Source organism: Asanoa ferruginea (genome assembly GCF_003387075.1).
Lineage (GTDB): Bacteria > Actinomycetota > Actinomycetes > Mycobacteriales > Micromonosporaceae > Asanoa > Asanoa ferruginea.
In genome coordinates, this window is sequence record NZ_QUMQ01000001.1 from 4,851,616 (window position 1) to 4,876,279 (window position 24,664).

General features: G+C 72.1%; 23 protein-coding genes and 1 pseudogene. 6 read left to right on the forward strand and 18 right to left on the reverse strand.

Features of this window, described 5'->3' with window-relative positions:
• Window positions 1-18: 18 nt before the first annotated feature.
• Window positions 19-525 (reverse strand): metallophosphoesterase family protein, encoded by a 507-nt coding sequence (locus tag DFJ67_RS22835; protein ID WP_116069862.1) that lies wholly within the window; start codon window positions 523-525, stop codon window positions 19-21.
• Window positions 526-585: 60 nt separating this feature from the next.
• Here DFJ67_RS22835 and DFJ67_RS22840 point away from each other — a divergent pair, with 60 nt between their 5' ends.
• Window positions 586-927, forward strand: coding sequence for a hypothetical protein (locus tag DFJ67_RS22840; protein WP_116069863.1), 342 nt, complete (start codon window positions 586-588; stop codon window positions 925-927).
• 53 nt (window positions 928-980) lie between these two features.
• On the opposite strand, the gene DFJ67_RS22845 is transcribed toward DFJ67_RS22840, so the two are convergent.
• The 5 genes from DFJ67_RS22845 to DFJ67_RS22865 all read right to left on the reverse strand — a co-directional run bounded on the left by DFJ67_RS22845 (window position 981) and on the right by DFJ67_RS22865 (window position 7,134).
• Window positions 981-1,934 (reverse strand): serine hydrolase, encoded by a 954-nt coding sequence (locus tag DFJ67_RS22845; RefSeq protein WP_239097380.1) that lies wholly within the window; start codon window positions 1,932-1,934, stop codon window positions 981-983.
• Window positions 1,935-2,090: 156 nt separating this feature from the next.
• A complete protein-coding gene (locus DFJ67_RS22850) occupies window positions 2,091-3,107 on the reverse strand; it encodes a serine hydrolase (protein WP_116069865.1) in 1,017 nt (338 codons plus the stop codon).
• 54 nt (window positions 3,108-3,161) lie between these two features.
• Entirely contained in the window at window positions 3,162-4,418 is a 1,257-nt protein-coding gene (locus DFJ67_RS22855) for a cation:proton antiporter (protein ID WP_116069866.1), read from the reverse strand.
• On the reverse strand, window positions 4,415-5,083 hold the full coding sequence (locus tag DFJ67_RS22860) for an HAD family hydrolase (protein WP_116069867.1): 669 nt from the start codon (window positions 5,081-5,083) through the stop codon (window positions 4,415-4,417). The genes DFJ67_RS22855 and DFJ67_RS22860 overlap by 4 nt, the downstream gene beginning before the upstream one ends.
• Window positions 5,080-7,134, reverse strand: a complete 2,055-nt coding sequence (locus DFJ67_RS22865) for an ATP-binding SpoIIE family protein phosphatase (protein ID WP_116069868.1) — start codon at window positions 7,132-7,134, stop codon at window positions 5,080-5,082. The genes DFJ67_RS22860 and DFJ67_RS22865 overlap by 4 nt, the downstream gene beginning before the upstream one ends.
• 135 nt (window positions 7,135-7,269) lie before the next feature.
• Between DFJ67_RS22865 and DFJ67_RS43930 the strand changes: the two are divergent.
• Window positions 7,270-8,087 (forward strand): annotated as a pseudogene (locus DFJ67_RS43930) (mechanosensitive ion channel family protein); the annotation flags it as partial.
• A gap of 397 nt (window positions 8,088-8,484) precedes the next feature.
• On the opposite strand, the gene DFJ67_RS22875 reads toward DFJ67_RS43930, so the two are convergent.
• Window positions 8,485-8,697 (reverse strand): hypothetical protein, encoded by a 213-nt coding sequence (locus tag DFJ67_RS22875; RefSeq protein WP_116069870.1) that lies wholly within the window; start codon window positions 8,695-8,697, stop codon window positions 8,485-8,487.
• 99 nt (window positions 8,698-8,796) lie between these two features.
• Here DFJ67_RS22875 and DFJ67_RS22880 point away from each other — a divergent pair, with 99 nt between their 5' ends.
• The 3 genes from DFJ67_RS22880 (at window position 8,797) to DFJ67_RS22890 (ending at window position 11,639) form a co-directional block, all read left to right on the forward strand.
• Window positions 8,797-9,537 (forward strand): hypothetical protein, encoded by a 741-nt coding sequence (locus DFJ67_RS22880; RefSeq protein ID WP_147315574.1) that lies wholly within the window; start codon window positions 8,797-8,799, stop codon window positions 9,535-9,537.
• Between the two features lie 38 nt (window positions 9,538-9,575).
• Window positions 9,576-10,817: an MFS transporter gene (locus DFJ67_RS22885; protein WP_116069872.1), complete on the forward strand. Its 1,242-nt coding sequence runs from the start codon at window positions 9,576-9,578 to the stop codon at window positions 10,815-10,817.
• Window positions 10,818-10,892: 75 nt separating this feature from the next.
• Window positions 10,893-11,639 carry a response regulator transcription factor gene (locus DFJ67_RS22890; RefSeq protein WP_116069873.1) on the forward strand — a complete coding sequence of 249 codons (747 nt, stop codon included), beginning with the start codon at window positions 10,893-10,895 and terminating at the stop codon, window positions 11,637-11,639.
• On the opposite strand, the gene DFJ67_RS22895 is transcribed toward DFJ67_RS22890, so the two are convergent.
• The 3 genes from DFJ67_RS22895 to DFJ67_RS22905 all read right to left on the reverse strand — a co-directional run bounded on the left by DFJ67_RS22895 (window position 11,636) and on the right by DFJ67_RS22905 (window position 15,270).
• Complete coding sequence (locus DFJ67_RS22895) at window positions 11,636-12,157, reverse strand: hypothetical protein (RefSeq protein ID WP_116069874.1); 522 nt, start codon at window positions 12,155-12,157, stop codon at window positions 11,636-11,638. The genes DFJ67_RS22890 and DFJ67_RS22895 overlap by 4 nt on opposite strands.
• Window positions 12,151-14,379, reverse strand: a complete 2,229-nt coding sequence (locus DFJ67_RS22900; RefSeq protein ID WP_116069875.1) for a hypothetical protein — start codon at window positions 14,377-14,379, stop codon at window positions 12,151-12,153. The genes DFJ67_RS22895 and DFJ67_RS22900 overlap by 7 nt, the downstream gene beginning before the upstream one ends.
• 105 nt (window positions 14,380-14,484) lie before the next feature.
• Window positions 14,485-15,270, reverse strand: a complete 786-nt coding sequence (locus DFJ67_RS22905; protein WP_116069876.1) for a class I SAM-dependent methyltransferase — start codon at window positions 15,268-15,270, stop codon at window positions 14,485-14,487.
• Window positions 15,271-15,317: 47 nt separating this feature from the next.
• Between DFJ67_RS22905 and DFJ67_RS22910 the strand changes: the two genes are divergently transcribed.
• Window positions 15,318-15,878 carry an XRE family transcriptional regulator gene (locus DFJ67_RS22910; protein WP_116069877.1) on the forward strand — a complete coding sequence of 187 codons (561 nt, stop codon included), beginning with the start codon at window positions 15,318-15,320 and terminating at the stop codon, window positions 15,876-15,878.
• An 18-nt stretch (window positions 15,879-15,896) separates the two neighbouring features.
• Here the strand turns inward: DFJ67_RS22910 and DFJ67_RS22915 are convergent, their stop codons facing one another.
• From DFJ67_RS22915 to DFJ67_RS22950, 8 genes are read right to left on the reverse strand one after another with little or no spacing between them, the layout of a single operon-like run.
• On the reverse strand, window positions 15,897-16,481 hold the full coding sequence (locus tag DFJ67_RS22915; RefSeq protein ID WP_116069878.1) for a GNAT family N-acetyltransferase: 585 nt from the start codon (window positions 16,479-16,481) through the stop codon (window positions 15,897-15,899).
• Between the two features lie 22 nt (window positions 16,482-16,503).
• Window positions 16,504-18,237, reverse strand: coding sequence for a serine hydrolase domain-containing protein (locus tag DFJ67_RS22920; RefSeq protein WP_116069879.1), 1,734 nt, complete (start codon window positions 18,235-18,237; stop codon window positions 16,504-16,506).
• Window positions 18,238-18,287: 50 nt separating this feature from the next.
• The gene (locus DFJ67_RS22925) at window positions 18,288-18,980 is read right to left on the reverse strand and encodes a cupin domain-containing protein (RefSeq protein WP_116069880.1); all 693 of its coding nucleotides are present in this window, start codon (window positions 18,978-18,980) and stop codon (window positions 18,288-18,290) included.
• Window positions 18,977-19,873 (reverse strand): DUF6807 domain-containing protein, encoded by an 897-nt coding sequence (locus DFJ67_RS22930; RefSeq protein WP_116069881.1) that lies wholly within the window; start codon window positions 19,871-19,873, stop codon window positions 18,977-18,979. The genes DFJ67_RS22925 and DFJ67_RS22930 overlap by 4 nt, the downstream gene beginning before the upstream one ends.
• The gene (locus DFJ67_RS22935; protein ID WP_116069882.1) at window positions 19,870-20,979 is read right to left on the reverse strand and encodes a Gfo/Idh/MocA family protein; all 1,110 of its coding nucleotides are present in this window, start codon (window positions 20,977-20,979) and stop codon (window positions 19,870-19,872) included. The genes DFJ67_RS22930 and DFJ67_RS22935 overlap by 4 nt, the downstream gene beginning before the upstream one ends.
• Complete coding sequence (locus DFJ67_RS22940; protein WP_116069883.1) at window positions 20,976-22,643, reverse strand: extracellular solute-binding protein; 1,668 nt, start codon at window positions 22,641-22,643, stop codon at window positions 20,976-20,978. Before DFJ67_RS22940 ends, DFJ67_RS22935 begins: the two co-directional genes overlap by 4 nt.
• Window positions 22,644-22,683: 40 nt before the next feature.
• Window positions 22,684-23,553: a carbohydrate ABC transporter permease gene (locus DFJ67_RS22945; protein WP_116069884.1), complete on the reverse strand. Its 870-nt coding sequence runs from the start codon at window positions 23,551-23,553 to the stop codon at window positions 22,684-22,686.
• Entirely contained in the window at window positions 23,550-24,524 is a 975-nt protein-coding gene (locus tag DFJ67_RS22950; RefSeq protein ID WP_239097381.1) for an ABC transporter permease, read from the reverse strand. The genes DFJ67_RS22945 and DFJ67_RS22950 overlap by 4 nt, the downstream gene beginning before the upstream one ends.
• Window positions 24,525-24,664 lie beyond the last annotated feature (140 nt).

The following is a 24,664-nucleotide window of genomic DNA, read 5'->3' on the forward strand; positions in this document are numbered from 1 at the left end:
GTGCCGCGTCGGCGGTGCCTAGGACCCGGTCGGGTCGAGGCGGTGCAGTGCCACCGCGGTCAGGGCGCCGTCGGTGATTTCGGCGGTCATGAAGGTGTGGTGGGGCTGGCGGCGGCGGTCGGTGGGTGAGCCGGGGTTGAGCAGGCGCAGGCCGCCCGGCGCCGTCGTGTCCCAGGGGATGTGCGAGTGGCCGAAGACCAGCACGTCGGTGTCGGGGAAGGTGGCGGCGCAGCGGGCTTCCCGGCCGGTTGCCTGGCCGGTCTCGTGCACCACGGCCAGCCGCACCCCGTCGAGGGTCTCGCGGGCCACCTCGGGCAGCCGGGCGCGCAGCGCCGGGCCGTCGTTGTTGCCGTAGACGCCGACCAGCCGGCGCGAGCGGGCCTCGAGCCGGTCGAGCAGGTCGACGTCGACCCAGTCGCCGGCGTGCACCACCACGTCGGCCTCGTCAACCATCATCCATAGTGGAGCGGGGAGGTCTTTCGCCCGCATGGGCAGGTGGGTATCCGACATGATCAGGAGCAGCACACCCCAAACGCTAGCCCGCTCCGCTGTGCGGTGGGGTGGCACCTGTGTCATGGTCGATAGGTGAGCACCAATGATTACGCCCGGCCCGAGGCACCCGTGCACTGGGTGGCCGACGGCATGCCCCGCGTCGAGGTGGCCAACCAGTTCCTGGCCCAACTCGACCACAGCGGCGGCACCCCTGACCAGGTCGTGCTGACGATCGGTCAGGCGATCGACGCGGGCACCCCACCTACGGTGCTCTCCGCGCTGCCGATCGGCCGCTACGGATTGACACCGGCCCGCCTCGACGAACTGATCATGGTGCTGCTCAACGCCCGGCAGGAGTTGCTCGGCCTGGCCGAGCCGATCGGCCCGGGCGAGCCGGCCCGCCCGGTGGTCACCGAACTACGCGAGACCGGCTAGGCGAGCCGGACGCTCCGGTCGATCCGGGCCCAGGCGACGACTGGCCGGGGACCTTAGCCGGCCAACGACTCGCGCGCAGCCGGGACGCTGCGGTCGCCGGGCAGGCCGTTGACCGCGTCGAGGAAGGCGCGGCCCATCCGGGAGCGGGCGCGCACGGCCGGGTGAGTCGCGCCGAAGTTGGCGGCGCCGCTCTGGCCGTCGGCGAAGATGGCGTAGGTCAGCACCGGCGCGCTGCCCCGGTCGAAGATGACGCCGGCCTCGTGTCGGGAGGCGCCGAACCAGCCGGCCTTCGTCGCGATCCGGCCGCGTTCCAAAGAGGACATCTCCCGCCGGATGCCGTCGGTGAAGGCGATCGGCGACCGCAGCCGCGACAGGATCACGTTGGTCGACGCCCGCGACAGCAGCGTGCCGGCCACCAGACGGCGCAGCAGCGTGTGGGTCTCGCGCGGCGTGGTGCGGCCCATGTAGAACCGGTTGGGGTTGCCCGTCAGCTGCACCTGGGTCTTGCCGAAACCCTTCCCGACCAGGATCTTGTTGATCTCCGCAGCCGGTGCGACGTCACCGCACAGTCGGGCGGCCACGTCGTCGGACACCGTCAGCAGCGCCGAGAGCACGTGGCCCAGTGTGACGGCGCTGGGGTAGGCGCCGTCCAACCGGAAGATGCCGTCGCTGTCGCCGGCCGCGACCGCCGCCGTCACGTTGACCCGCTGGGTGAGCTTCAGCAGGCCCCGGTCGACCTTGTCGAGCACTGCCACGGCGACCGCGATCTTGTTGACGCTGTAGGCCTCGACCATCGTGTCCGGCTGGTCCGTCACCGCGATCTCGCTCGACCCCGCCACCGTGACCAGGGCCTGCCAGTTGCCGCCCGCTGCCGCGCTCTCCTTGGTGTAGACCTGACGGATCTTGCGGGCCGCCGCCAGCGGGGTCGCCCGCAGGTCCTCCAGATCGCCGCCCGGAGCCGCTGCCACGCCGTCCGGCAGGCCGAACACCGCCCCTACGGTCGCCATGGTTCCTAGCCCTAGTGCGGTGCGGCGGTTGAGCGACGTACCCATAAACCCCCCTTTATGGACAGACATCCGATTCAAGCACGAATCAGACACCAAGGGAGGCGAGGCAGAAAAACGGGCGGCGCGCGAGAAACGCGCGCCGCCCGGAAGGGAAGATCAGCCGCCGTTGGACGGGCGGTAGCGCGGCGCCTTCGCCACCCGCACCGCCGGGTCGCCGCTCAGCGCGTCGACGGTGTCCAGGAACGCCCGGCCCATCTTGGCCCGAGCCGCCACGGCCGGGTGAGTGGCGCCGAAGTCGTCGGCACCGGCCTGGCCGTCGGCGAAGATGGCGTAGGTCAGCACCGGCGCACCGGCCCCGTCGAAGATGATGCCAGCCTCGTGCCGCGCGGCGTCGAACCAGCCCGCCTTCGTCGCGATCCGGAGCCGCTCGTCGGACGACATCTCGCGGCGGATGCCGTCGGTGAACGCGATCGGCGCCCGCAGCCGGGACAGGATCACCTGGGTCGACGCGGGGGAGAGCAGCGTGCCGGCGACCAGCGCCTGCAGGAGCCCGTGTGTCTCGCGCGGCGTCGAACGGCCGAGGAAGAACCGGTTGGGGTTGGCCACCGGCTCGACCTGCGTCTGCGGGAAGCCCTTCGCCACCAGGATCTCGTTGATCTCGGCGGCCGGCGCGACCAGGCCGCAGAGCCGCACCGCCGTGTCGTCGGAGACGGTCAGCAGCGCGGCGAGCACGTGGCCCAGGGTGACCGAGCTCGGGTAGGCGCCGTCGAGGCTGAAGATGCCGTCGCCGCCCGGCACGACGATCGCCGCGGTCACGTCGACCCGCTGGTCGAGCGTGAGCAGGCCGCGGTCGACCTTGTCGAGCACCGCCGTGGCCACCGCGATCTTGTTGACGCTGTAGGCCTCGAGCACCGTGTCGGGCTCGTCGGACACCGCGACCTCACTGGATCCGGCGACCGTGACATAGGCCTGCCAGTTGCCTCCGGCCGAGGCGGTCTCCCGGGCGTAGATCCGGCCGACCTTGCGCGCCGCCCGCAGCGGCGTCGGCTCGGCGGTCGAAGCGGCACCGCCGCTGGGAGCCGCCGACGCGACCGCGGGCAGGCCGAACACGGCGCCCGCCGTTGCGATCGTGCCGAGCCCGAGTGCGGTGCGCCGGTTGAGATGCGAAGCCATACGACAAAACCCTCCCCGATGGACAATGAACGTCCATCCAAGCATCGAACTGGATCATCCGCCGTCCCGCGCCAGCGCGGTGCGCTCGCCGGACCGGTCCAACAGGGCCATGACCGGCGTCGCAGCAATTCCGTGTACGACGACAGAAACCACGACGGCCAGCCCCACCGTTGCCCAGACCAGTGCCGAGCCGGGGAACGCAGCGTGCGACGTCGCGTACGCCAGGTAGTAGAACGACCCGATGCCGCGGATCCCGAACATGCCGATCACCCAGTGCTCGGCCGGCCGCCCGGGCCCGCCGCGCAGCGAGAGCCAGCCCGCCAGCGGCCGGACCACGAACACCAGGGCCACCGCGACCGCCGCCGCCGGCCAGGTCAGCGGGGTCAGCAGCCCGCCGACCACGGCGCCGCCGAAGAGGAGGAGGAGCAGCACCGTCAGCAGCCGCTCGATCTGTTCGGCGAAGTCGTGCAGCACCTGGTGGTATTCGCTCGAGCGCTCCGCCGACCGGATCGCCCGGGCCGCGACGAACACCGCGAGAAACCCGTAGCCGCCGGCCACCTCGACCAGCCCGTACGCCAGAAAGGTCGCCGCCAGGGCGAGGAAGCCCTCCGCGTGCCGGGCCAACCGCAGCGCCTCCGACCGGGGCCGGAAGAACAGCCGGCCGAGCAGCTTGCCGATCACCAGCCCGCCGACGACGCCGACCACTCCCTTGTAGAGCACGTCCACGGTGAACCACTCGGTGAGCCAGCCGGAACCGCCGTGCTGCGCGAGCAGGATGGCGGCGAACACGAACGGGAACGCCAGCCCGTCGTTGAGCCCGGCCTCCGAGGTCAGCGCGAAGCGCACCTCGTCTTCCGAGTCCTCCTCGTCGGTCGGCTCGCCGACCTGCACGTCGGAGGCCAGCACCGGGTCGGTCGGCGCCAGCGCGGCGCCGAGCAGCAGCGCGGTCGCCGGCACCAGGCCGGCCCACCACCAGCCGAGCAGCGCGACGGCGGCGATGGTCAGCGGCATCGCGATCGCCAGCAGCCGCCAGGTCGACGACCAGCGCCGCCAGCCCAGCGGCCGGTCGATCTTCAGCCCGGCGCCCATCAGCGCCACGATCACGCCGACCTCGGTCAGGTGGGTGGCGATCGCCGGGAAGCGGATCGGGTCGGGCGTCGGCAGCCCGGTCGGCAGGGCGAACACCAGCATCCCGAGGAGCAGGAACGCGATCGGCATCGACAGTGGACGGCGCTCCAGCAGCCGCGGCAGCACGCCGGCCAGCAGGGCACCGGCACCGAGGATGGCGAACGCGGTGGCGGTGACGCTCACGCCACGGTCAGCGGGGACTCGTCGAGGTGGGCCAGCAGGTCGGCCGGATCCTCGTAGACCGCGACCGCACCGGCGCCGGCGAGCTCGGCCCGGGAGGTGCCGCCGCAGGTGAGCGCGACGCAGGGCAGGCCGAGCTTGGCGCAGGCGGCGACATCCCAGATGGAATCGCCGACGTAGACCGCCCGGTTGACGTCGAGCGAGAGCAGCCGCAGCGCTGCCTCGATGATGTCGGGCTCCGGCTTGGTCCGCTCAGCGTCGGCCGACGAGGTCGCGGCGTCGATCGCCGCGTCCGCGTCGAGGGCGGCCCGCATCGCCGTCAGCTCCGTCGGCGTCGCCGACGACGCCAGCGCCACCAGTTGGCCCCGCTCGTGGCAGGCCCGCAACAGCTTGGCCGCACCCGGCAACGGCCGCAGCCGGGCCAGGAACGGCGCGTAGCGCTCGGCGTGCACCGCGCGTACGAGATCATCGTTCGACTTGTCGCGTTCCGTGCCGAGCAGGTGGTCGAGCAGCCGGTCGGCGCCCATCCCGACGGCCCGGTGGATCTGGGCGGTCGGCACGTCGTGGCCACCGGCGCGGAAGCCCTCCCACCACGTGACCGCGTGCAGGTAGGTGCTGTCGATCAGGGTGCCGTCGACATCGAAGAGGACGCCAGCGGGAGGGCTCATGCGACCCCGATACCCCGCTCGCCGCCCTTCGATGCGCGGATCCCGATCTCGAACCAGACCGTCGAGCCGCGGACGGCCGGGTCGGTGCCCCACGCGTCACTCAACTCTTCGATCAGCCCCAGGCCGCGTCCCCGGCTGCTGAGCGTCTCGGCGTGGGCCCGGCTGACCGCGCCGCGGGTGCCGCTGTCGGAGACCGCGACCAGCAGCCGCTCGGCGCTCAGGTCGACCTGCACCCGCGCGGCCGTGCCGGCGTGCAGCAGCGCGTTGGTGGTCAGTTCGCTGGCGCACAGCACCGCCGCGCCGATCACCTGCTCGGGCACGTTCCAGGCGGTGAGCTGAGCCGACATCCAGTGCCGGACCCGGCCCGGCGCGGTCGGTTCGGCCGGGATCTCCATGCCCGCCGATCGGCTCGGCGCGGTCGCGTGTTCGACGGCCAGCACCGCGACGTCGTCGTCGGTGGTGCCGCCGACGGCGGCAGAGGCAAGAGCGCACAGGGTACGCGGATCGCCGCCCACCGCCCCCGCCACGGTCGCCGCGAGCTTCTCCAGCCCGGCACCCAGGTCGAGCCCGCGCCGCTCGATGACGCCGTCGCTGAACAGCAGCAGCGTGTCGCCGGGGGCCAGGGTCGCGACGGCCGACCGGCGGATGCCGCCCAGCCCGAGCGGAGTGCCGGTTGGCACCTCGAGATAGTCGGCCGTGCCGTCGGCATGCCGGACCAGCGGCGGCGGGTGGCCGGCGGTCGCCACGGTCAGCCGCCCGTCCCGCTCGATCACGGCGTAGGCCACGGTAACGAACAGTTCGTCGGTGCGGGCCTCGGCACCCAGGCTGGCGACCAGCCGGTCAAGGCCGGTCAGCACGCTGGTCGGCGTCGAGTCGGTCAGCGCCAGCGCCCGCAGCGCCGCCCGCACCTGCCCCATCAGCGCCGCTGCCCGCACGTCGTGCCCGGCCACGTCGCCGAGCACCGCCGCGAGCCGGCCACCGGGGAGCAGGAACGCGTCGTAGAAGTCGCCGCCGGCCGCGTTGCCGTCGACACCGGGGTCGTAGCGGGCGGCCAGCCGGAACCGCGGGTCGTCGGGCAGGTTCTCCGGCAGCATGCTGCGCTGCAACAACTGCGCGGTGCCGTGCTGGTTCTCGAAGCGGCGGGCCCGCTCGGCCGCCTGGGCGACCAGCTTGCCGGCGGCGGTCAGCAACGCCCGCTCGGCGGCCGACCAGGGGTGCTGGTCGTGCCGGCCGACGGTCAGCGCACCCCGCAACGAGGGCGTACGCAGGGGGAGCGCCGCGAGTGCGCGTACCTTCTCGTCGTGCCGGTCCTGGGCGGCCTCGCGCAGCGGGTGGCCGTCGGCGGTGAACCGCGCGAGCCCGGCGCCGGCCGCGACCGACAGCGGCGCGACCGAGTCGGCCGGGATCCGGCGCCACACCGGCGGCAGCCGCTCGTCGGCGTCGTCGAGCACGTCGCCGCGCACCCGGCGGACCACCCGCCAGTCGTCGCCGTCGTCGACCCCGAACGCCACCTGTTGCACGTCGGGGGAGGACAGGCCGTAGCGCAGCGCGACCCGGGCCACCTCGTCGAGGGTGAGCGTGCCGGCGAGCGCCTCGGCCAACTCGGTGAGCCCCTGGAGGCGATGTGCGACCGGGACCGGTTCGACCGCGACGATCAGCACCCCGGCGATCCGGCCGCTGCCGTCGCGCACGGCGGACAGGCCGCGGGTGGGCAGCGCCGGGTCGGGCTCGTCGTCGGCGGTCGACGGCAACTCGGTGTCACGCGGCGCGAACCCGGTGTGCAGCGTCTCGCGGACCGCCGCACCGGCCGGGCCGTCCCAGGCCGCGCCGAACGCCTCGGCCGCCGGTGCGCCGTAGGCGTCGGGGTGGCGCTCGCCCAGCAGTTGCCCGTAGGCGTCGTTGTAGATCAGGCGCAGCCGGTCACCGTGCAGGAAGGCCATCGCGACCGGCGAACCGAGCACCAGATCGACGACGGCCAGCAGCCCCGGGTCCCAGCCGTCGGACGTCGACGCCCACACGGGCGGGGTCGGCGACGCACCGGAGCCTGACATGCCAGCAGCGTAACCGCCGCGTGGCGCAGTGGCGCGACGACGGTGGCGCGGGCTTGGGACCGCTCCCGGGATTGCCGCGAGCCGGGTTCGGGTAATGCCGTCGGCTGAACACCCACCCCCGACGGAAGGTCTGACATGGACATCGGTGCCGCCCTCACCGACATGTGGCGGTCAGTGCTGCTCTTCGTGCCGAAGGCACTGGCGTTCCTGGCGATCCTGCTGGTCGGCTATCTGATCGCGCGGGTCGTCCGCCGGCTGGTCGACACCTTGCTGACCCGCGTCGGTTTCGACCGGGCGGTGCAGCGGTCCGGGATCGGCCGGCGACTGGCCAGTTCGCGCTACGACGCCAGCGACATCCTGGCCCGCCTCGCCTACTACGCGATCCTGCTGTTCGCGCTCCAACTCGCCTTCGGCGTCTGGGGCCCCAACCCGATCAGCGACCTGATCTCGGCGGTGGTCGGCTGGCTGCCCAGGGCGTTCGTCGCGATCGTCATCGTCGTGGTGGCCACCGCGATCGCCAGCGCGGTGCGGGACCTGATCAACGGCGCGCTCGGCGGACTCTCGTACGGCAAATTGATCGCGACCGTGGTCTGGGTGTTCATCGTGGGTCTGGGCGTGATCGCGGCGCTCAACCAGGTCGGCATCGCCACCACCGTGACCACGCCGGTGCTGATCGCCGTGCTCGCGACGATCGCCGGCATCCTGATCGTCGGGGTCGGCGGCGGCCTGGTCCGGCCGATGCAGGGCCGCTGGGACCGCTGGCTCGACCGGATGGCCGCGGAGTCCGCGGTGATCCGCGAGCGGGCGCAGGCCTACCAGACGGAGAAGGCCGACGCCGAGCGGCGCCGGATCGACGAGCAGCGGCAGGCCGAGGAGCAGGCCCGGGCAGCGGCCGAAGCGGCGCGGGTCGAGGCGGCCCGGGTCGAGGCGGAGGAAGCGGCGCGGGTCGAGGCGGCCCGGGTCGAAGCGGAAGCGGCCCGCGAGGAGTCCGCCCGGGTCGAAGCCGCCCGCGTCGAGGCGGCGCAGCGGGAGGCGGCCGCGCAGGCCGAGATCGACCGGGCGCAGACCACCGTGATCAGCACGGAGGCCGAGCAGACCCAGGTGATCCCGCGCCCCGAGGACGCACACATCGTGCCCGGCATGGAGCCGGCACCGGTGGAGCCCGAGCCCGAGCCGGCTCCCAGCCCGCGGCGCGGTCGCGGCAAGCCGACCGTGGCCAACCCGACACCGACCCGGGAGCTGCCGGCGGTCACCGAGTCGGCGGCCGGCGACGATCCGTCGGCCGAGCAGACCCAGGTGATCCGGCCGCGGGACGGCCGGGACAGCTAGCCGGTCGGCACCGGCCCGCCGCTATTCGACGCTGTCGGCGGCGGGCTGGTGCCGCTGGGCGTCATCGACGAGGATGAGCGTCCCGATCATCATTCCGACCAGGATGCTGAGCAGCCAGGAGTCGTCATGCAGGACGCGGGCGGCGATCGGCGCCTGGATGGCGATCGCCATGAAGGCGACCCAGGCGAACCGGCGCTGGCTGACCGTGAGAATGCTTGGGGTCGTCTCGCGCATTCACGCAAGTCTGCCCGGGAGCCTCGGCGGGACCAGTCGGCCGTTCGGCCGACTTTGACTGACCTGTCCGGATTGGACGCCCAGGGTAAGGAGACACCGATGAGGCGGATGTCGCGAGCGGTCGCCCCGCTGTTGGCCGCGGTGCTGCTGGCGGCGTGCACGGCACCCGGCCCCGCCCGGCCGCGGCCGCACTGGGCCGCCGAGCCCGCTGCCGGCAGCGCTCCCCGGGTCGGCCACACCGTGACGGGCCCGCGCGACGGCCTCGACGCCGCCACGTTCACGCAGGTCAGCGGCGTAACGACGCTGATCGTGGGGTTCGACGACCTGGACGACGACCTTTATCAGGTACGCACACCCGACGGTTCGCGAATCGCACCCGTGGTCAACGCCGACGGTGGCGACGTGCGGCTGCTGGTCGAGGGCACCGGCCAGGCCGGCCCCGCGACCGTCGGTGTCACGCTGCACCGGGCCGTCCGCTGGCACCTGCGCTTCGGCGGCGGTGCGGAAGACGAGCAGGTCGACCTGACCGGCGGCGACGTGTCGGCGGTCGAGTTCCTGGCCGGCTCCGCCCGGATCTCGCTGACCCTGCCCGAGCCGCACGGCACGGTGCCGGTCCGGATGACCGGCGGCGCCGGCGACTTCGTGGTGCACGTGACCGGCGACGCCCCGGCCCGGGTGCGGCTCGGTGGCGGCGCCGGCACCGTGGTGGTCGACGGGATCGCCCGCAGCGGCATTTCCGGCGGCACGGTCATCGAGAGCGACGGCTGGTCGTCGGCTCGCGACCGCTACGACATCGACGCCGCGGCGGGGGTGTCGAGCCTGGTGCTGGATAGAGCCTGAATTCCCGCAGAGAGCGCTCTCATCACTATCATCGCCCGGTGACGTCCCCCTCGGCGCGCCCGATCCGCGCATCCCTGCTGGTTCTCGCGTATTTCGCGTTCATCAGCCTCGGCCTCCCCGACGGCCTGCTCGGCGTCGCGTGGCCGTCGATCGCGGGTGACTTCGGGGTCGCCACCTCGGCGGTCGGCCTGCTGCTGATCGCGTCGACCACCGGCTATTTCATCTCCAGCATCGCCGCCGGCTTCACCATCGCCCGGGTCGGCGTGGGATGGCTGCTGGCCTTCAGCACCGCCGCGGCCAGCGCCGCCCTGGCCGGCTACGCGATCTCACCGGCGTACGCCGTGATGGTCCCGTTCGCCCTTCTCGCCGGCTTCGGTGGCGGCGCGATCGACTCGGGCCTCAACGCCTACGCGGCGGGTGCCTTCGGCGCCAAGCACATGAACTGGCTGCACGCCTTCTTCGGTCTGGGCGTGGCGATCGGCCCGCTCATCATGACCGCGGTGATCGGCGGCGGCCTGAGTTGGCGCTGGGGCTACGGCCTGGTCGCGTCCGCGCAGGCCTGCCTGGCGCTGGCGTTCTTCGCGACGGTCCGCCGCTGGGTCCGGCACGGCTCGGTGGTGCCGGCCGCCGCCGCCGAGACCCCGGCTCCCGCTTCGGCCGGTGACGCCGTGGCCACCGCGGTCGCGACCAGGACGGTCGAGAAGGTGCGCACCCGCGACACCCTGGCCATCCCCGCGGTCTGGCTGGGCGTGCTGGCGTTCGCCGTCTACGTCGCGGTCGAGGCCGGCGCCGGCCTGTGGGCCTTCCTGCTGCTCACCGACGGGCGCGGGGTCAGCGCCACGATCGCCGGCCTCTGCGTGTCGCTCTACTGGGGCATGCTGTTCGTCGGCCGGGTGGTGCAGGGCGTGGCGTCCGAGCGGATCAACCCCAAGAAGATCCTGGTCGGCAGCCTGTTCGGGATGGCGGCCGGCGCCCTGTTGGTGGCGCTGCCGCTGCACGCCTCGGTCACCGTCTTCGGCCTGGCTGTGATCGGCTTCGCCGCGGCGCCGGTCTTCCCCCTGCTCACCCTGACCACCGCCGACCGGGTCGGTCAGGCGCACGCCGACCGCACGATCGGCATGCAGATCGGCGGCGCGGGCCTCGGCGGCTCGCTCATCCCGGCCGGCATCGGCCTGTTGCTGGGCCACTTCGGGGCCGGCGCCCTGGGCACCTGCCTGCTGATCCTGTCGGTGCTTCTGATCGTCTTCTACGGAGCGGCTATCCGGACCCGCGCGGCCTAGCGATCTTGTGACGCAAACCCGACCGCTGTCCAATGGACGACCGTTGATGCCCGGGCGGGTTTCTATCGTCCGGTCGTGACCCTTCTGCACACCTCGACCGACCAGGCGTGGGTACGCGCGGTCGCGGCCGAGGTCAGCGCGTTGCGCGGCCGCCCCCTGGTCGACGCGACCATCGCGGCCGTCGGCGGCCGGCTCGGTACTGACCTGGCCACCTACGCCGAGCTGGACCTGGCCACGCTGCGAATGCCGGCCGTCGCCAGCGACCGGCCGGTCGACCGGATGGCGGTCCGGCGGATGCACGACCGGGTCACCACGCACCCGCTGTTCGCGGCCACGGTGCGCGGGTCGCACCCCTATCCCGGGCCGCCGCTCCAGGTCACCGACGTGCTGCCGGAGCGGCGGTGGCGGCAACACGAGGTCTACCGCGAAGTCGTGCGCCCGCAGGGCATCGGCGTGCACACCGTGGCGCTGGTGGTGGGCTCGCCGCCGGTGCTGCGCTTCTATCAGTTCAACCGCGACCGCGAGTTCGACGGCCGCGAGATGGACCTGCTGGAACGCCTCCAGCCCGCGCTGATCGCGCTGCACCGGCGGGCCACGACCGCGCTCGGCCCGCCGTTGACCGAGCGCGAGGTCGAGGTCGTCCGGGGCATCGCCGACGGGCTGACCGTGCCGGCCACCGCGCGCCGGCTGGGCCTCGCGCCCGGCACGGTCCGCAAGCACCTGGAGAACGTGCACCGCAAGCTGGGCACCTCCGGGCCGGTCGCCACCGTCATGAAGGCGGTCGAACTCGGCATCGTGGAGGTGCCCGGCCAGCGGGGTTAGCTGAACGCGCAGGGCAGCGGCCGGCCCTGGCACGCCTGGATCAACGAACCGACCTCGACCTCACCGATCCGGCCGCGCTCGAGGACCACCTCGACCGTCACCGTGGTGTCGATGAGCGGCAGGTCCACGACGATGTCCGCCTCCTCGACCCGCGGGTTGCTGTGCACGTTCTGCTTGCTGTCGTAGGCGCGCACCGCCAGCGGATCGTCGAAGGTGAGCGTGTCGAGCAGGGCACCGGCGCTGTCCCGCAGCCGCAGCTCGAACGGCCCGGTCGAGCCGCGCAGCGTCGAGGTGAAGCCCCGGTCGATCTCCAACAGGGTCGGCGCGACCCCACCCTTCGACACCCGCAGCCCGAGCCGCAGGTGCGCGCCCTTCGTCGGGTCGGTGTAGTCGACCGTCGGTGCCGGCTGGACCGGCGCCGACGTGGTGGGCGTGGCCTGCGCCGCGATGGCACCGGCCGCGATGGCCGGCAGGGCCAGGACCGCCACGGCGAGCAGGCGGACGCGTCGGCTCAGCATTGTGCCCTCCCACATTTCGCGTACGTCGCCTCGGCCGCCCGCAGGTCGTCGGCGCGCTCGACGGTGTTGTCGATCATCACGTCGGACATCGGCCCGTCGCTGCGCCACCAACCGGTCCGCGTGGTGCCATTGGTGATCTCGTTGCAGGTGCTGGCGACGGAGCCGTTGCGCTGGCAGTCGGTGAGCGAGCCGTAGTCGTTGATCCCCGCCCCATACCAGTAGCCGCCGTCGCAGCAGTATTCGTCGCCCTCGTGGTAGGCGTCGTGATGGAACTCGTGCCACCCGACGGTCGGCGAGTCGGCGGTGAAGATGTTGCCGGAGGCGTTGTCGCGGCAGTTGACGGTGTGCAGGATGCCGTTGGCCTCGGCGAAGCTCACCGGGCCGAACGGTCCGCGCTCGCACAGGGCGTCGCCGTTGGGGCTGACCTTCACCTCGACCGGCACGTTCTGCACCCAGATGCCGACCTGCGACCAGTGTGTGGCGATCGAACTCGGGTTGATCTGCCCGCGTACGCCGAGCAACTGCCACGCGTTGTCGTCGACGGCGTTGCCGAACTGCCGGGCGCCGTTGGTGGTCGAGGTGTCGTAGCCGGTGCCGGGCGCGTACGCCACGTCCAGGGTCTCGTTCAGCGCCCGGGTGTTGACCAGTCCGCTCTTGTTGACCGTGGCCGGCACGCTGGCCCGCCACAACGGCACCAGGGTGACCTCGGGGCCCTGTGACGGCTTCGGGGGGTTGAGGTCGGTGATCCGCCAGTCGGCCGTCGCGGTCGCCATGTCCGGCACGCCCTCGGCCTCGCTCGCGGTGATCCGGTAGGCCACCGCCTCACCGGCGATGATGTCGGCCGGGATCGTGGCCTGGCACTCGTCGGCCTGCACGCACGTCCGCACCACCCGAGGGGCAAGGGTGACCGGACGTCCGATCCAGCCGGCCGGGCTCATCTCGATGGTGATCCGGGCCGCCGGCCGGGCGGTGTGGTCGGCCGCCACCACCTTGGCGCGGATCCCGGTGCCGGGGACAGCTTGCGGGTTGACCGCCGGCACGCCGGGCTCGGCCAGCGCGTAGACCTCCAGACCGGGCGGCGGGTTGGTCGCGCTGATGACGAGGTTGGCGGCTGGGAACGTCCGCCCGTCGTCGGCGGTGCCCTGGAGGTAGTAGGCGTAGGAACCCGGGGTGGCCCAGCTTCCGTCGGCGTGCCGGCCGCTCCAGGAGAACGCGATCGGGCCTGCGCCGCGGTGCACGTCGGCGGTGCGGAAGACCTCCGCGCCCGCGCGCTGCACGACCATCCGGAACGTGCCGGCGGCCGACGCGACGGCGCTGACCACGATCGGGCCGCTGCGATACTGCCAGTTCGACGTCGGTTGGGTGGTCATGCCGGTGAACACCAACCCGACCCGCTGGATCACCTTGACCTGGGTCGTCTTGGTGGACGCCGCGTCGAGCGGGTCGGCCACCGTGATGGTGTAGGTGCCGACCGCCGCGAACGTCCCGCCCGGCAACCGGCCGTCCCAGGAGATGTTGAAGATGCCGCCGTAGAACGGCGCCTCCCAGAGCACGAACCCGGCTCCGGTCGCCTGCGCGGTGATGGTGAACCGCAGCGTCGACGGCACCGACAGCGATCCGGTGATCGGGATCGTCTCGCCGAGCCGCGGGTCGAACTCGCGGACGAGACCGATCGGATTCGGCGAACTGATGTTGATGGTCGTCGGCCGCCCGGTCACGGCCACGGAGAAGACGGCCCGCGACGGGCCGCCGCTGGTCAACCAGGTCGACGTGCCGCCGCGGCCGCCGAGCAGGCTCGTCGTCGACCAGTCCTTCGCCGTGCCCGGATTGAGGTCGGCCTGTTCCCGGCTGCCGCCCTCGGTGGAGTCGTCCTCCCACAGCTCGAAGCTGACCCGGAAGTTGCCGGTCACCGTCCGGGGCGTCGTGCAGATCGTGTTGGGCGTGGTGATGTCCGCGCCGGAGGGCGCCGGCAGCGCCATCTCACAACGCTGCTGCTGCCCGTCGTCCTGCGTGATGATCGCGACGCCGAACAGCTCGACCGGGTCGCAGAAGAACAGCCAGACCCGGTCGAGGCACTCGGTCGTGTGCATCTCGTTGGCGGTGACCGTGACGGTCGAGCCGTAGCTGGCCGCGGCCGGCGTCGCCGGCAGCACGGCACCCGCCACGACCGTGGTGAGTGCGACCGCCAGCAGCGCCCGCGCCAGTTTTCGTGTGCGTTTCACGCACCATCCCCCCTCGTACCCCGAGCCGATCGGTGGATCGGTCCGGATAACTGTGGGGATCCCGTGGCGGGCGGTGCGATACGCGGATGCGCGTATCTACTCGCGTCAGCGGCGGGCCAACCAGGCGGTCCGCACGGTGCGCACGCGGAGGTCGCCGCGACTGGCCAGACCCGCGGCGACCTTCTCCAGGGCGGCCAGGTCGGCGGCCGGCAGCCGCTCCTCGAGCCCGTGTCGCGCCCGGAGCAGCGAGAGTTCGGCATACCGCGCGGCGGCGGCCGGCAGCGGTGGCCGCAGGTCGATCTCGAAGCGGCGCTCGGTCACCGCGCCGAATCCGGCGTGGGCGATCCGGTCGCCCCAGTTCTCGTGCATGTGCAGGCCCGCCTCGTCACGCAACCGCGCCATTTCCGCGTGCGCCCGCTCCTCCACGCCCTCGTCCGCGGTGCCGACCAGGAAGCGGGGGAACGCGTCCAACTCGGCGATCACCAGCAGGCCGCCCGGCCGCAGGGCGGCGTGTGCCGACGCGAGCGCCTGCCCAGGGTCGGCCATGTGATGCATCGACGACGCGGCCCAGACCAGGTCGATCGGGCCGAAGTCGGGCCAGGGTTGGTCGAGGTCGGCCTCGACGGTGCGGACCCGGTCGCCCACCCCTGCGGCGTCGGCCCGGTGCCGCAGGTGCGCCAGCATGTCGGGCGAGACGTCGACCGCGACGACGTCGGACCCGGGAAGTTCCCTGGCGAGGGCGAGCGCGCCGGTGCCGCTCCCGGCCCCGAGGTCGACGATCCGCGGCCGGTCGGCGGCCTCGCGGCCGACCCAACCGATCAGGTCCCGGTGGTAGTCGTGCAGAACCTCGGCGTCGAGGTCGAGGATCTCGATCATGTGGTCGTGTGCCATGCGCCGACGGTAGCCGTCCGTTGCGCTAATGGCATAGAATCTTGCGTATGAAGCAAGACGGAGATCTGGAGGACACGGTCCGGCAGCGGATTCGCAGCCTGCGCGCCGCCCGCGGCTGGTCGCTCGACGAGTTGGCCGCCGCGTGCCTGCTGAGCCCGTCGACGCTGAGCCGGATCGAGACCGGCCACCGGCGGATCGCCCTCGACCAGCTCACCGCGATCGCCCGCGCCCTGGGCACCACGCTCGACCACCTCGTCGAGTCCGGCGCCGACGACGACGTGGTGATCCGCCCGCACCGCGACGCCGCGCGCGGCATCACCACCTGGCTGCTGTCGCGCGACCGGGGCCAGACCATCAGCAAGATGCGGGTCACCCGCAAGGTGCCGGCAGACCTGCGGGTGCACCCGGGCCGCGACTGGTTCACGGTGCTCTCCGGCACGATCGAGTTGCGCCTGGGCGAGCGGACGATCCTGGTCGGCCCCAACGAGGCGGCCGAGTTCTCGACGATGGTCCCGCACGCGTTCGGCGCGCACGGCGGCCCGGCCGAGATCCTCTGCATCCTCGACCACGAGGGCGAACGCACCCACCTGGGTCCAACGGCGGTTTGAATCGGTCGGGTCCGAGGATCAGAAGTCGATCCGCATCACCGCGCGGCGCGGCGTCGGGCGGGTGACCTCGGTGAAGCCGGCTTCCTCGAAGACGCTGGCGCTGCCGACGAAGAGTTCGCCGCCGGCGATCCGGCCCGGCTCGACGACGATCGGGTAGCCCTCGACCGCGTGCGCGCCGCGCTCACGGGCGAACGTCACGGCCGCCTTGGCCAGTGCCCGGCTGATGCCCTGCCGCCGGTAGCCCGTGCGGGTCACGAAGCAGGTCACCGCCCACACGCCCGGGTCGGCCTTGTCCTCGGTGCGGCCGGTCCACGGGATCCGGGCCCGGATCAGCCGCTCGTAGGCGATCCGTGGCTCGACCGCGCACCACCCGGCCGGCTCGCCGTCGAGATACGCCACCAGGCCGCTGGTCTCCTTGGCGGTCGCGTCGCCGCAGTGGGTCTGCGACCGCAGCCGATCGGTGCGCTCCTGCTTGGGCAGCGACCAGACGTCGCGGGCCTTGAACCACTGGCACTGGCAGTTGGCCGGGTCGCCGCGGCTGCCGAACACCGCCCGCAGGTCGGCCGGGCTCGCCTCGTTGGCGGGCCGGACAGCGATCGTCATCGCGCCACGCTACCCGGGGCGGTTACGACGCGCTGGCCGTCCACCCGTCGGCCCGGAACCGCGCCGCGTCGCGCGGCCGGCGGTCGTCGAAGATGGTGCCCACCCGGACACCGTCCACATAGATCCCGCGTCCGTGCGGCGCGGCGGCGGTGGTGGCCCGCCAGCGCAGGTTGGTGGTTCCCCCCGGCACGGCCGCGCTGGCCGTCAGCCACTGGCGGCCCTCGAAGCCGCTGAACGTGCCGTCGGTGCTCCAGCGATAGCCCGGCGCCCGCAGCCCGAGCGGCAACCGCTGCCAGGTCCGCCCGCCGTCCGCCGACGCCTCGACCGCACCCAGGTCGGTCGCCGCCGTGTCATACCAGAGGTCGAACGCGAGCCGGGCCCCGCCGCGCGGCACCCGCAGCGGGATGGTCAGCGTCGCGGTCGTGTTGTCGGCGGTGCCGGCGAACCAGGCCGTGCGGCCCTGGGTCGGGCGCACCGGCAGGGCCATCGCCAGGTCGGTGCCGACCGCGGCGCGGGACGGGTTGTTGTTGCCCCACTCGCGGGTCGGGTGCACCCGGTTGGTCAGCAGGATCGCGAAGGAGTGGGCCAGCGGGTCGATCACGATCGAGGTGCCGGTGAAGCCGGTGTGCCCGGCGGTCACCGGCGAGCTGAGCGCGCCCATGTAGCGCCGCTGGTCGAGCTCGAAACCAAGACCATGATCATGCGTCGGGTACGCCTGGTTGTAGTTGGTGAACAGCGAGCGCGTCGATTCCGAAGACAGGATCCGGGAACGTCCGTACACCCCGCCGTTGAGCACGGCCTGCGCGAGCGTCGCCAGGTCACGCGCGGTCGAGAAGACACCGGCATGCCCGGCGACCCCGCCGAGGCAGTAGGCGTTCTCGTCGTGCACGCTGCCCCAGACCAGGCCCCGCCCGGGCTCGAACTCCTCGGCGGCGATCCGCGGCCGGAGGCGGGCCGGCGGGTTGAACATCGTCTCCCGCATCGCGAGCGGCCCGGTGATCCGCTGCGCGACGACCCGGTCGAGCCGCTGCCGGGTGACCGTCTCGATCACCTTGCCGAGCACCATCATGTTGGTGTCGGCGTAGAGGAAGGTGGTGTTCGGCGGGCTCATCGGCTTGATGCCGAGCACGGCGGCCCAGCGCTGCGCGTCGGTGTCGTAGGTGCACAGCGACGGCATCGGGTCGGCCGGCAGCCCCGAGGTGTGGGTCAGCAGGTTGCGGATGGTGATGTCGGACTTGCCCTCGGCGGCGAACGCCGGCAGGTAGCGCACCACCGGCGCGTCGAGGCGGATCCGGCCGGCCTCGATGAGCTGCACGGCCGCGATCGCGGTGAAGAGCTTGGTCATCGAGGCGACGTCGAAGATGGTGTCCCGGCGCATCGGAATCCACTGGTTACGCGGCAGGTCGTTGCCCGCGGCGTCGGCGTAGCGCAGCGCGAAGCCGACCGCGTCGTGCGCGACGAGCACGCCGTCGTGCCCGGCCAGCGCGACCGCGCCGGGATACATCGGGTGCCCGCCGGGGGAGGGCGCGAGGAACGACGCGATGGTGTCCTGGATCCCGTCCACGTAGCGCGGGTTCAGGCCAACCTCGCGGGCCGTGCCGTAGCGCAGCGCCAGCGGCGGCCGGGCGAAGCGGATGTCGGCGCCGGTGACGGTCGGCGGGCCCGGTGCGTCGGGCGGGGCGACCACGGCCGAGGCCGGCGTGGCGGCCAGCGCGGCGACCGTGACCACCGCGAGCAAACTACGTCCGAGTCGCATGAGCCGCAGCGTAGTTGCTGCTAACCAGACAAATGCCGCAGGAAACGCCGTCAGGGGTACGTGGCCAGCCGCCCGCACATCCCGTAGCCGCGCTCCGGCGGCGGGCCGAGCACGGTGAGCCGGCCGTCGTGCAGGTGCTGGAAGCCGCCCTCGGTGAGCCGCTCGATCTGCTCGCCGGTCGCGACCGCCGCCTCGGCCGGGCCGCGGGCCCAGCGCCCGCGCCAGGCCGGCAACTCGTCGTGCACCAGCGCGGTCGCCCGCTCGTAGAACGCGGCCAGCGCGCCGGCGCCGTCGCGTTCGACCTGCTCCCGCAACCGCAGGAAACCGTCGACCGCGAGGTCCTTGCGCCGCCGCGCCCCGCCGGCCGGGTCGTCGGGCGGCAACGTCGCGGCCGCCCGGTAGTGCGCCGGGTCGGTGAGGTGCTCCGGCGGGAAGGTCAGCACCGCGTCGCCGGCCTCGGGCAGCCCGGCGTTCTGCATGACCACGAGGATCCGCAGCCCGCCGTCGTTGACCAGCCGGTGGATCACGCCCGGCGCGAACCAGGCGACGGTGAGCGGCTCCAGCGGCGTCTCGGCGTAGCCGTCGTCGGCCAGCGTCTGTAGCCGGCCGCGGCCGTCGAGCACCACGTAGCCCTCGGTGCAGACCAGGTGCACGTGTGCCGACCCGCCGGGCAGCCCGTCCGGCCCGGCCCAGTCGTAGACGGTCAGGTGGGTGACGCCGGTGCCGCCCGGGAACAGGTTCATGTCGCCAGCCGGGCGCAGGCCTTGTGGTCGAGGTCGCCGTCGGCGACGACCACCCGGTAGCGCAGCGTCAGGGTCTCGCCCGGGCCGACCCGGCGGACCTCGGCGAACGCGGCCGGGCAGAGCACCGCGTAGACCTCGCTGCGGACGAACCACGCGGTCGGCCCGTCGCGGTCGGCCATCAGCAGCGTCGCCCGCTCGCCGTCGCCGTCGTGCCGCCCGGTGAACGCCATCCACGGTGCCCGCGCGCCGTTGAGCTCGTCGGTGCCCTCCGCGTCGGGGATCCGGACCGTGCCGCCGCTGAAGCTGCGCGGGCCACGCCAGAACAGTCCGCTGTAGGCGGCCCCGGACCGACCCTCGGTCTCCGGGCTGCCGATCGCGACCTCGATGTCGCCGGTGTTGCGCAAGGATGTGGTGAGGTCGAGCCGCCACGCCTCGTCATCGGGCAGCACGGTCACGTCGAGCGTGCGCACCTCGGCGAACACCGCCCGCCCGTCCTGCGCCACCCAGGTCAGCTCCTCGGTCACGCCGACGTCGTGGTCAGACACGTCGAGCCGGCTGAACCCGTCGTGCCGCTGCGTGCCGTTGTTGGCCAGTTGCGCGTAGCCGCCATACCCGTTGAGGTAGGTCGGCCCGCCCCAGAAGTTGTCGGTGCCGACGTTGGCCAGCGCCAGCGACAGCCCCTTGTGCCAGACGTGGTCGTGCGGCCGGTAAAGGCTGACCGGCCGCCCGCCGAGCGTCCACATCGGATGCAGGTAGGGCTTCGGTGACTCGAGGCGGTCGTCCCACGGCCGGTAGACGTAGCGGAACAGCTCCCGGTCGCGCCAGCTCACCCGCAACGACCGGTCGTGCTCGTGGGTCAACCCCAACCCGGGGCGCCCCGGCTCCTCGCTCACGCGACCTCCTGTCGTGGTATGAGTCGCCAGGGCGGTCCGCCGCCCTGCATCCGTTCGTGGAACGGCGATCCGGGCCCGAGGTCGCCCGGGCCCACCGGGTGCCCGGAGAACGCCGACGCGTAGATCGCCGCGACCAGGCGCATCGTGCGGCGCGCCTCGGCCAGCGTGACCGGCGGCCGTTCGCCGGCCGCGAGCGCGTCGAGCACGGCCGCGAACTGGGCCCGGTGCCCGCTCGGCTCGCCGCGCTCGCCGCCGTGCCAGGCACTGAGCACCGCCTCCTCGTGGCCGGGCGCGGGGGTCACCCGCCAGGCGTCCTCGCCGTACCCGTAAAGGTGGGTGAGCTCGATCGTGGCCCGCGCGAAGTCGAACCGCAGGTAGCTCTCCTCGCGCGGGGACAACACGCTGTTGACCACGCTGGCCACCGCGCCGTCGGCGAAGGTGACGTGGGCCAGCGACAGGTCTTCGGTGTCGACGTCGCGGGCCTGCCGCCGGGCCACGGCACTGACCTGGGTCCAATCGCCGAGGATCGCCAGCAGCAGATCCATCTGGTGGATGCCGTGTCCCATCGTGGGACCGCCGCCTTCGGTGTCCCAACGGCCCCGCCACGGCACGTCGAAATACTCCTGCGGCCGGAACCAGGTGGTGTGGCACAGGGCCAGCAGCGGCCGGCCGAGCACCCCCGCTTCATACATCGACCGCAGCCGGCGCGCGCCCGAGCCGAACCGGTGCTGGAACACCGTCGCCACGTGCCGTCCACTGTGGTTGGCCGCGGTCTCCAGCTCGGTGAACTGCCGCAGGGTCAGCGTGGGTGGCTTCTCGATCAGCACGTGCGCGCCGTGCGCCAGCGCGATGCGGGCCGCGTCCAGGTGGGCTCCCGGCGGCGTGCAGACGTGCACCAGGTCGGGCCGGGTCGCCGCCAGCGTGCGTCCGAGGTCGGTGCCGGCGTGCGGAATCCCGTGCGTCTGGCAGAACGAGCGGGCCTGCACCCCGTCGACGTCGACACCGGCGACCAGGTCGACCCGGTCGCCGAGGCCCCGCAGGGCCTCGGCGTGGATCCGGGCGATATTGCCGGTGCCGACCAGCGCGACCCGCACCGGTGCGTTCATTGGAGCGTCTGCAACTGCTCGGTGAACTCCGTGCGGACCTTGTCGCCGCCCTGCGCGCGCCAGTTCTTGATCACCTCGTCGAGATGGCTCAGCGGCTGCCGGCCGGCGATGATGTCGTTCTGCCCGTTGAGGACGAGCCCGCCGAGCACCGGCTGCTTGCGCGACCACTCGTCGGAGAACAGGCCGTTGGCCACCGTCGGATCGGGCACCGAGGTGTCGATGATCGATTTCTGGTAGTCGTAGGACGCCTGGCTGGCCTGCGGCCGCCCCGGGATGAAGATGGTGTCGGGCGCGTCGACGATGTAGCGGATGCCCAGCACGGTCTGGCTGGCGCCGGCCTGCGTGGAGACCGGGCCGCCGTTCTGCATCGTGTAGTGCGTGCCCTCCTGCCCGTAGCGGCGGAACAGCCACTCCTGCGTCCCGAACGGCGCCGCGAGATAGTCGCAGAGCTTCAGCAGGTCTTTGATCCGGCCCTCGTCGGCCTTCTTGAACACGGTGAAGTTGTTGATCGAGCCCGCGCCGGACTGCCAGGTGGGCGCCCAGCCGCCGCCGTCATACTTCGGGGGCCGCATCCCGCTGATCGCGAAATCGGGCCCGGCGATGTTCTCCGCGTAGAACTGCGGCCAGGCGGTGTAGCGGTCGGCGGTGAGCAGCGCCTCGCCGGCGTTGAACCAGCGCTTCACGGGTGCGTTGTTGGCAAAGCTGTCCGGGTGTACGACGCCGTCCTTGTAGAGAGCTACCACATCGGACAGTGCCTGGCGGAACTCCTCCGTCTCGACCACGTTGGTCAGCTTGCCGCCTTCCCAGCGCCAGCCGTTGGGCGCGCCGACCATCTGCTGGATGAGGTGCATCAGCCCGCCGGCGTTGACGATCGCCCAGCGGTTGGCCTTCGCGTCGGTCACCTTGCGGCAGAAGTCGCGGAACTCGGCGAAGCTCTTCGGCTCGGGGTCGACGCCGAGCTTGGCGATCAGGTCGTCGCGCTTGAACATCAGCGTGCCGGCGACGCCGCGGTGCACCGGCAGCCCGTAGATGCCGCCGTTGTAGACGCACTGCCGCCACGCCGCCGACGGGATGTTGGCCAGGTTCGGGTATTCCTTGATCGCGTCGCCGCTCAGGTGCGGCGTGAGATCTGTGCACTTGGTCGCCATCCACTGCGGCAGGTTGCCGATCCCGGCGGGCACGCCATTGGGCAGGAAGAGCGCCGGCACGATCAGGTCGGGCAGGTCGTCGCCGGTGATCAGGGTGGAGAACTTGGTGGCCATCTCGGCGCTGGGCGTGATGGTCAGCTGGAGGTCGACACCGAGCCGGCGGTCTAGCTCCTGCCAGAAGGGGTTGTTTCCCTTCGGTGGCGGCACCGGCGAGCCGGTCAACACGAACGCCGAGACCGTGCCGCCCTTCAATGGCGGCGCGGTGAACTGCTGCGGTGGTGGGCTCGGGTAGGCCAGGAACGCGGCCAGCAGCCCGTTGGCGTCGGGCGGCAGGTCGGGTTTGACGACCGTCGACGGCAGGTACGCCGGGAGCTTGACGTCTTTGTTGGCCTTGCTGCTGTTGTCGTTGCGGGCGGCGCTGTCGTCGCCGCAGCCGGCGAGCAGCGACCCGGCGGCGAGTGCGGTGACACCCGACAGCAGGGTGCGGCGGTTGATGGGTTGGTGCAGGTAGCTCATCCTGATCTCCTTGCCGTGGGCGGTAGCGCGGAGCGGGCGGTCATCCTTTGACCGCGCCGACCAGAACTCCCTTGCTGAAATGGCGTTGGATGAACGGGTAGACGAGCAGGATCGGCACGATGGAGATGACGAGGATCGCCATCTGGAGCGCCTCCTGCGGCGGCAGCTCGGTGGTGCCGACCTGGTCGACGCCGAGCTGCTGCTGGTTGACCACATAGGTGCGGAGCACGAGCTGGATCGGCCACTTGGCGGAGTCGTTGAGGTAGAGAAGCGCCCCGAAGAAGGCGTTCCAGTAGCCGACCGCGTAGAACAGGCCGATCACGCTGAGCACGGCCTTGGAGAGCGGAAGCACGATCCGGCCGAAGATCTGCCGGTCGGAGGCGCCGTCGATGCGGGCGCTCTCCACCAGCTCGGCCGGGATCTCCATGAAGAACGCCCGCAGGATCACCACGTTGAAGGCGCTCACCACGACCGGCAGGATCACCGCCCAGTAGGAGTCGATCAGGCCGAGCAGGTCGACGGTGAGATAGCCCGGGATGATGCCCGGGGTGAACAGCAGCGCGCCGACGACGAGCATGAGCACGGGGCGGTGCGCGCGGGTGGCGGGGCGGCTCAGGCCGTACGCCAGCAGGGTTGTGCTCGCGAGGCTCAGCGCGGTGCCGACCAGCGTGATGAACACGCTGACCCCGACGGCGCGGGGGACGACGCCGCCGGTGAACAGCGCACGGTAGGCGGAGAAGGTGACCTCGTCGGGGATGATGACGAAGCCGCCGGACCGGACGATCTGTTCGCGGGTGGCGAGGCTGGTCGAGACGATCCCGACGAACGGCACGACGACCAGCGCGCAGCAGACGGTGAGCAGAACGCCCTTGAAAGCGCGGATGGCCCCGGTTGGGGTGTTGCCTCTCATCGGGCCTCCCGGCGGTAGAGGCCGGCTTCGCCGAAGGCGTGCGCGAGGCGGTTGGCGCCGAGCACCAGCGCGACCCCGACCAGCCCCTTGACCAGACCGACGGCGGCGCTGACGCCCCAGTCGCTCTGCACGATGCCGTTGTTGTAGACGTAGGTGTCGAGCACCTCGCTGGCGTCGACGCCGACGGCCTGTTGTTGCAGCAGGATCTGCTCGAAGCCGACGGTGAGCGCGTCGCCGAGCCGCAGGATCAGCAGCAGCACGATGACACTGCGCAGGCCCGGCAGGGTGACGTGCCACATCTGCCGCAACCGGCCGGCACCGTCGACCGCCGACGCCTCGTAGAGCTCCGGGTCGATCCGGGACAGTGCGGCGAGGAACAGGATCATCGCCCAGCCGGCCTCTTTCCAGAGCACCTGCCCGGTGATCAGCTCCTTGAAGACGGCCGAGTTGCCGATGATGTCGATGGTCCCGAGGTCATGCCGGCGCAGGAACGTGTTGATCGGCCCGCTGCCGCCGAGCAGTTCGTTGAAGATCGAGATGACGATCACCCAGGACAGGAAATGCGGCAGGTAGAGAATCGTCTGCACAACCCGCTTGAGTCGTTCCGACAGCAGGCTGTCGAGCAGCAGGGCGAGCGCGATCGGCAGCGTGAAGACGATGCCGATCTGGAGCAGCATGATCAGCAGGGTGTTGGTCAAGGCCTTGAGGAAGACCGGGTCGCCCTCGACGATGACCCGGAAGTTGTCGAGGCCGATCCACGGGCTGTCGACCAGGCCGAGGTAGGGCTGGAAGTCCTTGAAGGCGATGATGTTGCCGAGCAGTGGCAGGTAGTGGAAGGTCAGCAGCAGCGCCAGGCCGGGGAGCATGGCGAGCAGCAGAAAGCGGTCCCGCCTGATCCGTGGCGCCGGCTTTGGCTCTGCCGGCGGTTTCGGGCCGTCCGCCACCGCCGGCAGCTCGTGCAACGGTTGCACCGACACCTCCTCGTTCCGCCGTTTCCGGACAGCAGCCATCGACCCGGGCCGCACGTGGTGGCGGCCCCGGCAGAGGCCGGCTTGGTTCGAGAAGAGCCCGATACATATCGAAACTCTTCCGGAAGATTTCCCACACGCTA

Bases quoted from the DNA above. Each gene is read 5' to 3' on its own strand.
- DFJ67_RS22875 (WP_116069870.1), bottom strand. From the start codon at position 8,697: ATGCGCGAGACGACCCCAAGCATTCTCACGGTCAGCCAGCGCCGGTTC.
- DFJ67_RS22860 (WP_116069867.1), bottom strand. From the start codon at position 5,083: ATGAGCCCTCCCGCTGGCGTCCTCTTCGATGTCGACGGCACCCTGATC.
- DFJ67_RS22945 (WP_116069884.1), bottom strand. From the start codon at position 23,553: ATGAGAGGCAACACCCCAACCGGGGCCATCCGCGCTTTCAAGGGCGTT.
- DFJ67_RS22905 (WP_116069876.1), bottom strand. From the start codon at position 15,270: ATGGCACACGACCACATGATCGAGATCCTCGACCTCGACGCCGAGGTT.
- DFJ67_RS22910 (WP_116069877.1), top strand. From the start codon at position 15,318: ATGAAGCAAGACGGAGATCTGGAGGACACGGTCCGGCAGCGGATTCGC.
- DFJ67_RS22935 (WP_116069882.1), bottom strand. From the start codon at position 20,979: ATGAACGCACCGGTGCGGGTCGCGCTGGTCGGCACCGGCAATATCGCC.
- DFJ67_RS22865 (WP_116069868.1), bottom strand. From the start codon at position 7,134: ATGTCAGGCTCCGGTGCGTCGCCGACCCCGCCCGTGTGGGCGTCGACG.
- DFJ67_RS22850 (WP_116069865.1), bottom strand. From the start codon at position 3,107: ATGGCTTCGCATCTCAACCGGCGCACCGCACTCGGGCTCGGCACGATC.
- DFJ67_RS22845 (WP_239097380.1), bottom strand. From the start codon at position 1,934: ATGGCGACCGTAGGGGCGGTGTTCGGCCTGCCGGACGGCGTGGCAGCG.
- DFJ67_RS22895 (WP_116069874.1), bottom strand. From the start codon at position 12,157: ATGCTGAGCCGACGCGTCCGCCTGCTCGCCGTGGCGGTCCTGGCCCTG.
- DFJ67_RS22915 (WP_116069878.1), bottom strand. From the start codon at position 16,481: ATGACGATCGCTGTCCGGCCCGCCAACGAGGCGAGCCCGGCCGACCTG.
- DFJ67_RS22940 (WP_116069883.1), bottom strand. From the start codon at position 22,643: ATGAGCTACCTGCACCAACCCATCAACCGCCGCACCCTGCTGTCGGGT.
- DFJ67_RS22880 (WP_147315574.1), top strand. From the start codon at position 8,797: ATGAGGCGGATGTCGCGAGCGGTCGCCCCGCTGTTGGCCGCGGTGCTG.
- DFJ67_RS22920 (WP_116069879.1), bottom strand. From the start codon at position 18,237: ATGCGACTCGGACGTAGTTTGCTCGCGGTGGTCACGGTCGCCGCGCTG.
- DFJ67_RS22925 (WP_116069880.1), bottom strand. From the start codon at position 18,980: ATGAACCTGTTCCCGGGCGGCACCGGCGTCACCCACCTGACCGTCTAC.